This is a genomic window from Aeromicrobium sp., from assembly GCF_036676885.1.
In the GTDB taxonomy this organism is placed as follows: Bacteria; Actinomycetota; Actinomycetes; order Propionibacteriales; family Nocardioidaceae; genus Aeromicrobium.
The window spans coordinates 1-12885 of sequence record NZ_JAKFCB010000001.1 but is presented as its reverse complement, the minus strand read 5'-3'; the positions used below and the strand labels follow the sequence as shown (position 1 = coordinate 12885).

Genomic DNA, 12885 nt, shown 5'->3' with positions numbered 1-12885 from the left:
GTCCGACCCACAGATGTTCGTCGTGACCGTCTTCAGGATGACCCCGTGCGGCACCTTGCGACCGATGTTCGCGGGGTTGACCCCGGGCCCGTCCTTCAGCTCGAACGACGGATAGTCGATGTCGATGACCTCGACGACTCCCGGTCCCTTGTACGCGACAGCCCTGTTTTCTGGCATGTCCATTCCTTTCAACGAGGCGCAATGGTTGTTTCGTTGAGCGTGACTCAATGCATGGGGCAGAACGACTGCCTTTCGGGATGGCCCTGACTACCCGAAGGGGTAGGTCGGCGAACCCGGGCCGGATAACCTGAGCCGATGCGCCCACCCGAACGAACTGCCGGAGCGTCCGACGGAGTGAACCCGTCGGACCTGCGTCGACGCAGCATGCGCGACCTGGCCGGACTCGAGGAGGTGCTGGCGTCGCCGCCGTCAGAGGTCGCGAGCCACTTCTCGGCCTTCCTCTCGGGCTGGGTCACCCATTCGGCGCTGGTGATCCTCGCCGTGGACGACGTCGGCAGTCCGCGCAAGCAGCACGGCGACGCGAAGCTCATCTCGGACATCAGCCTGTCGGAGCTCGAAGCCGTGAGCTCGAGCCTTTCGCCGGGAGAGTTCCGGCGCGGCGAATGGCAGCTGGCCGGCCGACCCCGGACGTCACTGGGGTCGCTCGCGAGGACCGGCGCTCTCCTGGTCATGACGGACCCGGGCCACGGCGAGTCCGATGAGCTGGTGTTTCATTTCTGGCAGATCCTCGCGTTGCAGATCCACCAGCAGGCCAAGGAGGCCTCTCCGGTCTATCTGATGGAGTCGCGAGCCGCGGCGAGCGTACGGGCCGAGGCCGTCACCGAGCTTGCCGATCGCTACACCACGACCCTGGAGTCCATGCTCGCCGTGCTCCGCACCAGCAGCATCGACGATCGCGCAGCCCGTCAGGCCGCCACGAACCTCGCCACCGAGGCGGCAGTGCACCTTCGCACCTCGACGGACCGGGTGCTCACCTTCACCGAGGAACCCGTGGCCACGGCATTCGAGCGACTACGGGACGACCTGCGCCCCCTCGTCAAGTACCGCGACATCGACGTCCAGTTCGTGGAGCCCCCGGTCGACGGACGAGCGTTGCCGAGCGAGGTGGCCCATGGGGCCAGGGCCGTGGTTCGCGGTGCGATCCTCGCCCTGGTCGACCAACCGGCGGTCACCCGGGTTCGCGTGCAATGGGACTGCGACGGCACGAACCTCCTCGTCAACGTACGAGACGACGGTCCGGGAGCCCTGTCGGCGGAGAGCACTCAGCTCCAACCACTGCAGCAGCGGGTCCGCGCGCTCCACGGCCAGCTGACGCTCTCGGCAACGAGCGGGTGGGGCTCGGAGATGGCGGTCGTCATGCCGCTGGATCCACCCTCGCTGCGAAACGACGACTCGGCGCTGTCGACCCTGAGCTCGCGCGAGCGCGAGGTCATCCAGCTCATCGCAACCGGCAGTCGAAATCGCCGGATCGCCTTGGCTCTGGGGATCAGTGAGAACACCGTCAAGTTCCATGTCTCGAAGATCTTCCGCAAGCTGGGGGTCAGCTCGCGTGGCGAGCTCACCGCGCTCGTCGCTGATCACCGCAGCCCGTTCACCCCGCCGGTCTCGGCGAGCAGCGCCGACCGACCCTAGGGGAAGACGACGACGCGTGAGCCGTCGAGGAGCAGCCGTTGCTCGGTGTGCCAGCGCACGGCTCGCGACAGGACCTGGGCCTCGACGTCGCGGCCGGCCTGAACCATCTCGGGGGGCGTCATCCGGTGGTTGACCCGGGTCACGTCCTGTTCGATGATCGGCCCCTCGTCGAGATCGGCAGTGACGTAGTGGGCCGTCGCGCCGATCAGCTTGACGCCGCGCTCATGTGCCTGGTGATAGGGCTTGGCTCCCTTGAAGCTCGGCAGGAACGAGTGATGGATGTTGATCACCTTGCCCTCGAGCTTCTTGCAGGTCTCATCCGACAGCACCTGCATGTAGCGCGCCAGCACCACCAGGTCGATGTCGAGCTCGTCGACGAGCTCGAGGAGACGGGCCTCGGCCTGGTCCTTGGTGTCCGGCGTGACCGGCACGTGGTAGTAGGGGACGTCATAGGTCGCGGCGAGGCGCTCGAAGTCGCGGTGGTTGGAGACGACCGCGGGTATCACGATGTTGAGCGAGCTGGTGCTCTGGCGGAACAGCAGGTCATTGAGGCAGTGGCCGAACTTCGACACCAGGACCAGGGTCCGGTAGGGCGCGACCGCGGAGAACATCTGCCAGTCCATGCCGTAGACCGCGGCGACCTGCTCGAACGACGAGCGCATCTGATCCAGGTCGACGCCGCCGACCTCGAAGTGCACCCGCATGAAGAACTGGTGTCCCATGCGGTCGTCGAACTGCTGGGAATCGAGGATGTTTCCACCCATGTCCATGAGCCAGGACGACACCGCGAAGACCAGGCCCGGCCGGTCCTGGCACGCCAGTGTGAGCACGTACGAAGGAAGTTGATCCTGATCGGACACCATGGTTCCCGCCTCGAAATACACTCGGCCGGACTTCGCTGTCGGCCCATCGTGTTGTGAATTGTGCAATAGAGTCGTGTCATGAGCAACAGTTCCTTGGACAATTCTGGAGTCGCGAAGGCCGCAACCACCACCGTGCAGTCGGTGGACCGTGCGGTCAGCATCCTCGAGATGCTCGCCCACGACGGAGAATCGGGCGTCACGAAGATCGCCGAGCAGCTCGGCGTCCACAAGTCCACGGCGTTCAGGCTGATCGCCGCCCTCGAGCAGCGAGGTCTCGTCGAGCAGGACGCTGACCGCGGCAAGTACCGCCTGGGAGTCGGCATCCTCCGTCTCGCCGGCGCGACCACCGCGCGACTCGACGTGGTCCAGGAGACGCGACCGCTGGCTCGGGCGCTGGCCGCGGAAACCGGCGAGACGGTCAACATCGCGGTGCGTTCCGAAGGTGCCGCGTTGTACCTCGACCAGATCGCCGGGAGCTCGTCCCTGCAGCCCCACAACTGGGTCGGCCAGCGGATACCGCTGCATGCGACCGCCAACGGCAAGGTCCTGTTGTCCGGCCTCACCGCCGACCAGATCACGACGGAGGTGGGCCAGCGACTCCGCGCCTACACGCCGGCCACGATCACGACGCTCAAGAAGCTGCTCGTCGACATCGACACCGTCCGCGAGAACGGATACGCCGTGGTGGTCGACGAGCTCGAGATGGGACTGACCGCGATTGCCGCCCCGCTGCGCAACGCGCACGGCGACGTGATCGCGTCACTGTCGATCTCGGGACCCACGTTCCGCTTCGACGAGGGCAAGGTCAAGGCGGCCGTTCAGCAGGTGACCGAGGTCGCCGATGAAGTCTCCGAACGGCTCGGCTGGCGTGCCACCAGGCGTCCGTCTGCCGAAATTGGCTCTTGACGTAACGCCGAGATGGCGGGACAGTTGTTGCGTAGCGCAGTACTAGTTGTTTAATACGCAACATATCTGAGTCGGGCGGGTTACGTCCACGAGTCGTTCCAGAGCGAGGAGGCACAGATGTCCGCGCTCTTCATCGACGGTGGGTGGCGACAGGCTGTCGGCGGCGCCGTACGGGAAATTCACTGTCCCGCCGATGGCAGTCTGGTGGCGACCGTGCCCGAGGCCGGGCCCGAGGACGCCGAGCTCGCGATCGAGGCGGCGCGCCGGGCGTTCGACACCGGGCGCTGGCCGACCACGTCCTCGCTGGAGCGCAGCGCCCTGCTGCATCGGCTGGCCGACCTGCTCGAGCGCGACAAGGAAGAGGTCGCGCGGCTGGAGTCGCTCGACACCGGCAAGCGCATCGTCGAGTCGCGCTACGACGTCGACGACATCGTGGGCGTGTTCCGGCACTTCGCCGGTCTCGCCGGCGCCGAGTCCGGCCGCGTGGTCGACACCGGCCGACCGGGAGTCGTCAGCCGGGTCGTGCACGAGCCCGTCGGCGTGTGCTCGCTGATCACGCCGTGGAACTATCCGCTGCTGCAGACCGCATGGAAGGTCGCGCCGGCCATCGCCGCGGGCAACACGTTCGTGCTCAAGCCGAGCGAGCTGACACCGTCCACTGCGGTCTGGCTGATGCGGGCACTCGCCGAGGCCGGGCTACCGCCCGGGGTCGCCAACCTCGTGCTCGGCGCGGGCGCCGAGGTCGGGCCGACCCTCACGACTCATCCTTCGGTCGACCTGGTCTCGTTCACCGGTGGGCTGGTCACCGGCCGCGGCGTCATGGCCGCCGCCGCCCCCACCGTCAAGAAGGTCGCCCTCGAGCTCGGCGGCAAGAACCCCAACATCGTGTTCGCCGACGCCGATCGCGAGACCGCTCTCGACTTCGCGCTGACCGCGGTCTTCCTCCACTCAGGGCAGGTCTGCTCGGCGGGCGCGCGCCTCCTCGTCGAGTCCTCGATCCACGACGAGTTCGTCGACGAGCTCGTACGCCGCGCCGAGCTCATCCGCATCGGTGGGCCGTTCGACGACAAGGCAGAGACCGGACCGCTCATCAGCGCCGGCCACCGCGACAAGGTCGAGGCCTACGTCGCAGCAGGCATCGCCGAGGGCGCCGAGCTTCGCACCGGAGGAGCCCGTCCGGACGACCCCGCGCTGGCCGACGGCTTCTACTACCTGCCGACGATCTTCACCGGGTGCACCGCCGAGATGAGCGTCGTGCGCGACGAGTCATTCGGCCCGGTCCTCACGGTCGAGCCGTTCGACGGCGAGGACGATGCCGTCGCCAAGGCCAACGACAGCATCTACGGACTGGCCGGGGCGGTCTGGACATCCCAGGCCGGCCGCGCCGAGCGGGTCGCCGCCCGCCTGCGCATGGGCACGGTGTGGATCAACGACTACCACCCGTACGTGCCGCAGGCCGAGTGGGGCGGCTACAAGCAGTCGGGCTTCGGGCGCGAGCTCGGCCTCGACGGTCTCGCGGAGTACCGCGAGACCAAGCACATCTGGCACAACATCGACCCGACACCACAACGCTGGTTCGACGGAGCAGAGGGCGTATGAGCGAGCGACAGCGAAGGAACGATCAGGGTGGGGTCATGCCGCCGCCTCCGTACCATTCGCTCTTCAGGGAGGCGACGGCATGACGAAGCAGAAGACCTACGACTTCGTCATCGTCGGCGGCGGCTCAGCCGGCTCAGCGCTCGCCAACCGGCTCAGCGCCGACCCGTCGACGAGCGTCCTCGTCCTGGAGGCAGGCCGCAACGACTCCAAGCTCGATCCGTTCATCCACATGCCGGCGGCGCTCCCCTACCCCATCGGCAACCGGCTGTACGACTGGAAGTACGAGTCCGAGCCCGAGCCGTTCATGGGCGGCCGCAAGGTCTACCACGCGCGCGGCAAGGTCCTCGGCGGCTCGAGCAGCATCAACGGGATGATCTTCCAGCGCGGCAACCCGCTCGACTACGAGCGCTGGGCCGCCGATCCCGGCATGGAGTCGTGGGGTTACGCCAACTGCCTGCCGTACTTCAAGCGCATGGAGACCTGTCTTGCCGGCGAGGACGAGTGGCGCGGCGGCTCCGGCCCGCTGATCCTCGAACGCGGACCTGCGACCAACCCCTTGTTCGGCGCCTTCCTCGAGGCCGCGCAGGAGGCCGGCTACCCGCTGACCGACGACGTCAACGGCTACCGGCAGGAGGGTTTCGCACGCTTCGACCGCAATGTGCACCGCGGCCGCCGGCTCAGCGCGGCGCGCGCATACCTGCACCCCGTCATGAACCGGCCCAACCTCCGGGTCGAGACCCTGGCGCACGTCACGGGCCTGCGCACCGAGGGCACCCGGGTCACCGGGGTCGACTACCTGCGCGGCGGCAAGCTGCACCGCAGCGTCGACGCCAAGGAAGTCATCCTGTGCGGCGGTGCGATCAACTCTCCGCAGCTGCTGCAGCTGGCCGGCATCGGCAACGCGGCGGAGCTGCAGGCGCTCGGCATCACGTCGGTCGTCGACCTGCCGGGGGTCGGCGAGAACCTCCAGGACCACCTCGAGGTCTACATCCAGTACGCCAGCAAGCAGCCGGTGTCGATCGGCCCGTGGCTCAAGCACCGGCACAAGCCCCGCATCGGCGCGGAGTGGCTGTTCCTGCGCAAGGGCGTCGGCGCGACCAACCACTTCGAGGCCGGCGGCTTCGTCCGCAGCAACGACCTGGTGGACTACCCCAACCTGATGTTCCACTTCCTGCCGATCGCGATCCGTTACGACGGGTCGCAGCCGGCGGCCGAGCACGGCTACCAGGTGCACATCGGTCCGATGTACTCCGACTGTCGGGGTACCGTGAAGATCAAGTCCACTGATCCGAAGGAGCATCCCGCCCTGCGGTTCAACTATCTCTCGACCGAGACGGACCGCCGCGAATGGATCGAGATGATCCGCGTCGCGCGGCGCATCCTCAACCAGCCGGCGTTCGAGCCGTTCAACGACGGAGAGATCTCGCCCGGACCGTCGGTCGAGACCGATCAGGAGATCCTCGACTGGGTCGCCAAGGACGCCGAGACCGCACTTCACCCGTCGTGCACCGCGCGGATGGGCACCGACGACATGAGCGTGCTCGACCCGACCAGCATGCGGGTGCACGGCGTCGACGGCCTGCGGGTCGTGGATGCCTCGTCGATGCCGTACGTGACCAACGGCAACATCTACGCGCCGATCATGATGCTCGCCGAGAAGGCCGCCGACCTGATCCTCGGCAACACCCCGCTCGAGCCTGCCACCGACGTTCCGTACTACCGCCACCGTGAGGGCACACCGTTGTACCCCCCGGGCGATCCGCGCAACGCGTCCCACACCCAAGGAGTGGAGCAGTCATGACCGATATCGCCGTCAAGGTCGACCACCTGTGGAAGGTCTTCGGACCCAAGGCCTCGCGCATCCCGGGCAGCCCCGAAGGGGAGCTGTCCCGCGAGGAGCTCCGGAAGAGGACGGGCTGCGTCGCAGGCGTCAAGGACGTCAGCTTCGAGGTCAAGCGCGGCGAGGTCTTCGTCGTCATGGGACTGTCCGGATCGGGCAAGTCGACGCTCGTGCGGTGTCTCACCCGGCTCATCGAGCCGACCGCCGGTGAGATCATGATCGACGACAACGACGTCCTGAAGATGTCGGAGTCGTCCCTGCGCAATCTCCGCCGCACCCACGTCGCGATGGTGTTCCAGCACTTCGGCCTGCTGCCGCACCGTCGCGTCATCGACAACATCGCGTACGGGCTCGAGGTGCGCGGAGTCGGCCGTGCCGAGCGCCACGCCAAGGCGCAGGAGGTGCTCGACCTGGTCGGCCTCGCCGGCAACGCCACCTCGTACCCCGATCAGCTGTCCGGCGGCATGCAGCAGCGAGTCGGACTCGGCCGCGCGCTCGCCGTCGACCCGTCGCTGTTGCTGTTCGACGAGCCGTTCTCGGCCCTCGATCCGCTGATCCGGCGCGACATGCAGAACGAGGTCATCCGGCTGCACCACGAGGTCAAGAAGACGATGATCTTCATCACCCACGACCTGCAGGAGGCGCTCAAGCTCGGCGACCGCATCCTGATCATGCGCGACGGCGAAGTCGTCCAGATCGGCACACCCGACGAGGTCGTCGGCGCACCCGCGGACGAGTACGTACGTGACTTCGTCAGCGAGGTCCCGAAGTCACACGTCCTGACGCTGAAATGGGTCATGCGGCCGGCCGAGCCCGACGACGCCCTCGACGGGCCCGAGCTCCCGCCGAGCACGATCGTCCAGAACGCCGCGCGCCTCGTCATCGACTCGGACAAGCCGGTCAAGGTCGTCGAGAACGGCGAGCTGCTGGGCGTGGTGACCGAGGACGACATCCTGCGGGTCATCGTCGCCGAGGAGAAGCCCAGCGAGGTGGCATGAGCACCGCAACGGCGATCCCGCCGGAGTCCAAGGAACAGGCGCCGCCTCCCGCGCCGGAACAACAGTCCTACCGCGGGCGGGCGGTCGCGATCGTCCTCGCGGTCTTCGTCGTCCTCAGCTTCCCGTTCCGTGACGTCGCGACGCTCCCGCTCGCCCGGTCCGACCTCACGGGGTTCCAGGAGTGGCTCGGCGAGCTCAGCGACAAGCTGGAGTCGGCCCAGAGCTCGAGCGCGATCCTGCAGGGCCTCGACAAGGTCAGCAACGCGCTCGAGAACATCGCGGTGTTCCTGCAGGAGCTGCTCAGCCAGCCCGCATTCCCGCGCCCGGTCCCCGAGATCGGCTGGCTCGGCGTGCTGGCCGTCGCCGTGTGGATCGCGTTCGCGATCGCGGGCTGGCGCATGGCGGTCCTGACCGGCGTCAGCTTCGCGTTGTTCGGCATGCTGGGCTACTGGGCCGACAGCATGGACACCCTGATCGTGACGTTCATGGCGGTCGCGATCTGCCTCATCATCGGCATCCCGATCGGCATCTGGATGGGCCGGAGCAAGCGCGCCACCACGGTGATCACCCCGATACTCGACGGCCTGCAGACCCTGCCGTCGTTCGTCTATCTGTTGCCGATCACGCTGTTCTTCAGCATCGGCGTGGCCGCGGCAGTCATCGTGACCCTGATCTACGCGCTCCCGCCGGTCATCCGCATCAGCGCCCATGGCATCCGCACCGTCTCGGCCGAGACGATCGAGGCGATGGAGTCGCTCGGGACGAGCCGCTCCCAGATGCTGCGCAAGGTCCAGCTGCCGATGGCCAAGCGGACGATCATCGTCGGCGTCAACCAGACCATCATGGCGGCGCTGTCGATGGCCACGATCGCGGCATTCGTCGACGGGCCCGGCCTCGGCCAGCCGGTCATCAAGGCACTCGAGTCGCTCGACGTCGGCCGGGCCGCGACGGCCGGACTCTGCATCGTCATCATGGCGATCATGCTCGACCGCGTCACCACGGCGGCGAGCGTGCGGAGCGAAGCCATCCCGTCCGAGCACGGCAGACGCAACCGGTGGATCGCGCTCGGCGTCAGTGGTGTCGCCACGATTGCGTGCATCATCGCCTCGCGCCAGTACCTCGACCTGGCCAACTTCCCGGAGGACCCCGACCTCGGCACGCCGTTCTCCAAGATGGCCGACTCGGTGTCCGGGTTCTTCACCGACAATGCCGCGACCACGACCAATGCGATCAAGGACGCGCTGACGTACGGACTGCTCAACCCGTTGCAGACCCTGCTCGCCGAGTCGCCGTGGTGGCTCGTCTCGTTCGTGCTGCTGGCCCTGTCGCTGCTGTTCGGCGGCGTACGCTCGCTGCTGACCTCGATCGTCTGCATCGGCGTGATCCTGGGCGTGGGCCTCTGGCAGGACGCCATGATCACCCTGACCATGACGCTCGTCGCGACGATCCTCACGATGATCCTCGCGCTGGTGTTCGGGGTCTGGATGGCGCAGAGCCGCGCGGTCGACCTGATCGTCCGGCCCACGCTTGACGCGGCCCAGGTCGTACCCCCATTCGTCTATCTCGTGCCGGCACTGGCGCTGTTCGAGGCGACCCGCTTCACCGCGATCATCGCCGCGGTCGTCTACGCGGCGCCCGTCGCGATCAAGCTCGTCTGCGACGCGATCCGCGAGGTGTCGCCCACCGTCGTGGAAGCGGCGCAGTCGGCCGGCTCGAGTCGCTGGCAGCTCATCACGAAGGTCCAGCTGCCGATGGCCCGCAAGGGCATCGCGCTCGCGACCAACCAGGGGATGCTCTACGTCTTCGCGATGGTCGTGATCGGCGGTCTGGTCGGTGCAGGCGCGCTCGGCTACCTCGTCGTCGCGGGCTTCTCGCAGACCGAGCTGTTCGGCAAGGGACTCGCAGCGGGAATCGCCATCGTCGCGCTCGCGATCATGCTCGACCGGATGGCCCAAGGAACGTCGGCCCGCCAAGCCACGGCAAAACGCAGGTTCTTCTCACGACCGACTGGTTCGTGAGCTGACGATGGCATCACACGAAGGAGTACGAATGAAGGCACTCAGAAGTAGAGCAAGCCTGACCGCAGCACTTGCGGCCAGCGCCTTGCTGGCGCTGTCCGCCTGCGGGGGCGGGGACATCGAGGAGAGCGGTGGCGGCGACAAGAAGTGCGACACCACCGTCAACATGGCGATCAACCCCTGGGTCGGCTACGAGGCCTCGGCGCACGTGGTCGGCAACGTCATCGAGCAGGAGCTCGGCTGCAAGGTCGACTACAAGGACCTCAAGGAGGAAGTCGCCTGGCAGGGCTTCGCCAAGGGCACCGTCGACGTCATCATCGAGGACTGGGGACACCCGGCCCTGGAGGAGAAGTACATCCAGGGCGACAAGTCCGCAACCGATGCCGGACCCAACGGCAACGTCGGACAGATCGGCTGGTTCGTGCCGCCGTGGATGGCCGAGAAGTACCCGGACATCACGGACTACAAGAACCTCAACAAGTACGCCGACCTGTTCAAGACGTCGGAGTCCGGCGGCAAGGGCCAGCTCCTCGACGGCGACCCGTCGTACGTCACGAACGACGAGGCACTGGTCAAGAACCTCAAGCTGGACTTCAAGGTCGTCTACGCCGGCAGCGAGGCGGCCCTGATCACTGGGTTCCGCCAGGCGGAGAAGAACAAGAAGCCGATGATCGGCTACTTCTACGAGCCGCAGTGGTTCCTCTCGGAAGTCCCGCTGGTCAAGGTCAACCTCCCGCCCTATGAGGAGGGTTGTGACTCCGACCCCGAGAAGGTCGCCTGCGACTACGCCAAGACGGATCTGAAGAAGATCGTCGCGACGAAGTTCGCGGAGTCCGGCAGCCCGGCATACGACGTCGTCAAGAACTTCACGTGGACCAACGACGACCAGAACATCGTCGCGAAGTACATCGCGGAGGACAAGATGGATGCCGACGAGGCCGCGAAGAAGTGGATCGCCGACAACCCGGACAAGGTCGAGGCCTGGCTCAAGTAGGCCCGACCGCGCCACCCCGGCGCACACACGCTCGTACGCCCCGAAGGCTCCGGCCCTCGGGGCGTACGGCGTTCCGGCCGGTGCCCGCGAATGGCCGTCTGACCAGTGGGTATTGCTCTTTCCAGGGGTGCAACTCCCAGCGGAAGGACGCATCATGGCTGAGATTCGAGACAACGCCACGGACGCCGGGCGGTTCGCCAGGGCCGTCGCGGCTGCCGTCGGGGTGGTGTTCCTGTTGGTCGGCGTGCTCGGGTTCATCCCGGGCGTCACCACTGACTACGACAGCATGACCTTCGCAGGCCACGAGAGCGGCGCCGAGCTGCTCGGTGTCTTCGCGGTCTCGGTCCTGCACAACATCGTGCACCTGCTGTTCGGTGTCGGCGGGCTCCTCGCGGCGACCCAGGCGCGATTCGTGGCGCCGTTCCTGTACGCGAGCGCCGCGGTCTACGGCGTGCTCACGGTCTACGGGGTCGTGGTCGACAAGGCGAGCGCCGAGAACTTCGTCCCGGTCAACTCGGCGGACAACTGGTTGCACCTCGTGCTGACCGTCGGGATGGCCGCGCTGGGCTGGGTCGTCCAGCAGCGCCTGCACGGAGGGCATTTCGACTACCGGCCGCGGGGCCGCCACCACGCGGCCTGAGGCGAAGCTGCGTAAACCCCGTCGGGCACGGTGAGGCGGCGTCCCGACGGAGTTCCGCGCTCCGGCTCAACTCAGGTCGAGGCGCATGAGCACGCGGGGGAAGCCGTTGATCACCGAGGCGGTGTCGGCGACCTTGACGAACCCGGCCCGCTCGAACAGCTTCTGCGTGCCGACGTAGGCCATCGTGAGGTCGACCTTCCGGTCGCCGTTGTCGACCGGGTATGCCTCGATGGCCGGAGCGCCATGGGCGCGGGCGAAGTCGACGGCGCCGGCCACCAGGAAGTGCGAGATGCCCGTGCCGCGATGCCCCGGACGTACGCGGATGCACCACAGCGACCACACGTCGAGGTCGTCGACGTGCGGGATCTTGCGGTTGCGGGCGAAGCTCGTGTCGGCACGCGGGTGCACCGCCGCCCAGCCCACCACCTCGTCGCCGTCGTACGCGAGCACGCCCGGCGGCGGATCCTCGCGCACCAGCTCGGCGACGCGGTCACCGCGCTCCGTGCCACGGAGTGCGACGTTCTCCTTGGAAGGGATGCGATAGCTCAGGCACCAGCACACGTTGGCGTCGGGCTGTTTGGGGCCGACCATGGTCCGCACGTCTTCGAAGCTGCTCGCCGGCCGCACCTCGATCGTCATGGGTTCATCTTTCCACCGACGACGGACAATGACGCGCCCACGAGCACGTGCTCCCGGTGGGGGTCGAACCCACACTGTGACGGGTTTAAGCCATCTGCCTCTGCCGATTGGGCTACGGGAGCCTGGCCCAGCCTATCGGCGCTCCAGAACGGGAGCGGGACGAAGGAATCGGGTTTTGTCCGCATATAGCCGGACAAAACCCGATTCCTTCGTCCCGCTCCACGCCAGGAGGGATCAGCCCCGCGGGGTCAGCCGCTGCAGCTGCGTCACGTGGCCGGGCTCGAGCTCGGCGACGCTGGTGACACCGAGGAGTCGCATCGTGCGCTCGATGTCCTTCGTGAGGATCTCGATCGTACGGTCGACGCCGCGGCGGCCGCCGGCCATGAGCCCGTACAGGTAGGCCCGGCCGATCAGCGTGAAGTCCGCGCCCAGCGCGAGCGCGGCGACGATGTCCTGGCCCGACATGATGCCGGTGTCGAGGTGGATCTCGACGGAGTCGCCGACCGCGGCCTTGACCTGGGGCAGCAGGTGGAACGGCACCGGAGCGCGGTCGAGCTGGCGGCCGCCGTGGTTGGACAGCAGCACCGCGTCGACCCCCAGGTCGGCCAGGCGGACCGCATCATCGACGTTCTGCACGCCCTTGACCACGACCTTGCCGTGCCACTGGTCCTTGATCCACGCCAGGTCGTCGAACGTCACCGTCGGGTCGAACATCGTGTCCAGCAGCTCGGCGAC

General features: G+C 67.3%; 11 protein-coding genes and 1 tRNA gene. 8 read left to right on the top strand and 4 right to left on the bottom strand.

The annotated features are described in order from the left end of the window. Positions 1–315 precede the first annotated feature (315 nt). Entirely contained in the window at positions 316–1653 is a 1338-nt protein-coding gene (locus V6M46_RS00060; protein WP_332661636.1) for a helix-turn-helix transcriptional regulator, read from the top strand. Here V6M46_RS00060 and purU read toward each other — a convergent pair. Continuing rightward, positions 1650–2516, bottom strand: a complete 867-nt coding sequence (gene purU, locus V6M46_RS00055) for a formyltetrahydrofolate deformylase (RefSeq protein ID WP_332661635.1) — start codon at positions 2514–2516, stop codon at positions 1650–1652. The genes V6M46_RS00060 and purU overlap by 4 nt on opposite strands. 78 nt (positions 2517–2594) lie before the next feature. Here purU and V6M46_RS00050 point away from each other — a divergent pair, with 78 nt between their 5' ends. The 7 genes from V6M46_RS00050 to V6M46_RS00020 all read left to right on the top strand — a co-directional run bounded on the left by V6M46_RS00050 (position 2595) and on the right by V6M46_RS00020 (position 11511). Further along, entirely contained in the window at positions 2595–3422 is an 828-nt protein-coding gene (locus V6M46_RS00050) for an IclR family transcriptional regulator (protein ID WP_332661634.1), read from the top strand. 117 nt (positions 3423–3539) lie between these two features. Continuing rightward, complete coding sequence (locus tag V6M46_RS00045; RefSeq protein ID WP_332661633.1) at positions 3540–5021, top strand: aldehyde dehydrogenase family protein; 1482 nt, start codon at positions 3540–3542, stop codon at positions 5019–5021. A 79-nt stretch (positions 5022–5100) separates the two neighbouring features. After that, complete coding sequence (gene betA, locus V6M46_RS00040; protein ID WP_332661632.1) at positions 5101–6822, top strand: choline dehydrogenase; 1722 nt, start codon at positions 5101–5103, stop codon at positions 6820–6822. Then, a complete protein-coding gene (locus V6M46_RS00035) occupies positions 6819–7859 on the top strand; it encodes a quaternary amine ABC transporter ATP-binding protein (protein ID WP_332661631.1) in 1041 nt (346 codons plus the stop codon). The genes betA and V6M46_RS00035 overlap by 4 nt, the downstream gene beginning before the upstream one ends. Further along, on the top strand, positions 7856–9877 hold the full coding sequence (locus V6M46_RS00030; protein ID WP_332661630.1) for an ABC transporter permease: 2022 nt from the start codon (positions 7856–7858) through the stop codon (positions 9875–9877). The genes V6M46_RS00035 and V6M46_RS00030 overlap by 4 nt, the downstream gene beginning before the upstream one ends. A gap of 31 nt (positions 9878–9908) precedes the next feature. Continuing rightward, positions 9909–10871 (top strand): ABC transporter substrate-binding protein, encoded by a 963-nt coding sequence (locus V6M46_RS00025; protein WP_332661629.1) that lies wholly within the window; start codon positions 9909–9911, stop codon positions 10869–10871. 154 nt (positions 10872–11025) lie between these two features. Continuing rightward, positions 11026–11511 carry a DUF4383 domain-containing protein gene (locus tag V6M46_RS00020; RefSeq protein ID WP_332661628.1) on the top strand — a complete coding sequence of 162 codons (486 nt, stop codon included), beginning with the start codon at positions 11026–11028 and terminating at the stop codon, positions 11509–11511. A gap of 66 nt (positions 11512–11577) precedes the next feature. Here V6M46_RS00020 and V6M46_RS00015 read toward each other — a convergent pair whose 3' ends face one another. From V6M46_RS00015 to V6M46_RS00005, 3 genes are all read right to left on the bottom strand, one after another. After that, a complete protein-coding gene (locus V6M46_RS00015; RefSeq protein ID WP_332661627.1) occupies positions 11578–12150 on the bottom strand; it encodes a GNAT family N-acetyltransferase in 573 nt (190 codons plus the stop codon). Between the two features lie 48 nt (positions 12151–12198). After that, positions 12199–12272 (bottom strand) — tRNA-Leu (locus tag V6M46_RS00010). A gap of 112 nt (positions 12273–12384) precedes the next feature. Then, positions 12385–12885, bottom strand: a 501-nt coding sequence (locus V6M46_RS00005; RefSeq protein WP_332661626.1) for an alpha-hydroxy acid oxidase, incomplete at its 5' end; no start/stop codon positions are given.

Excerpts from the sequence above, each read along its gene's own strand:
- V6M46_RS00060 (WP_332661636.1), top strand. The coding sequence starts at position 316 with ATGCGCCCACCCGAACGAACTGCCGGAGCGTCCGACGGAGTGAACCCG.
- purU (WP_332661635.1), bottom strand. The coding sequence starts at position 2,516 with ATGGTGTCCGATCAGGATCAACTTCCTTCGTACGTGCTCACACTGGCG.
- V6M46_RS00050 (WP_332661634.1), top strand. The coding sequence starts at position 2,595 with ATGAGCAACAGTTCCTTGGACAATTCTGGAGTCGCGAAGGCCGCAACC.
- V6M46_RS00045 (WP_332661633.1), top strand. The coding sequence starts at position 3,540 with ATGTCCGCGCTCTTCATCGACGGTGGGTGGCGACAGGCTGTCGGCGGC.
- betA (WP_332661632.1), top strand. The coding sequence starts at position 5,101 with ATGACGAAGCAGAAGACCTACGACTTCGTCATCGTCGGCGGCGGCTCA.
- V6M46_RS00035 (WP_332661631.1), top strand. The coding sequence starts at position 6,819 with ATGACCGATATCGCCGTCAAGGTCGACCACCTGTGGAAGGTCTTCGGA.
- V6M46_RS00030 (WP_332661630.1), top strand. The coding sequence starts at position 7,856 with ATGAGCACCGCAACGGCGATCCCGCCGGAGTCCAAGGAACAGGCGCCG.
- V6M46_RS00025 (WP_332661629.1), top strand. The coding sequence starts at position 9,909 with ATGAAGGCACTCAGAAGTAGAGCAAGCCTGACCGCAGCACTTGCGGCC.
- V6M46_RS00020 (WP_332661628.1), top strand. The coding sequence starts at position 11,026 with ATGGCTGAGATTCGAGACAACGCCACGGACGCCGGGCGGTTCGCCAGG.
- V6M46_RS00015 (WP_332661627.1), bottom strand. The coding sequence starts at position 12,150 with ATGACGATCGAGGTGCGGCCGGCGAGCAGCTTCGAAGACGTGCGGACC.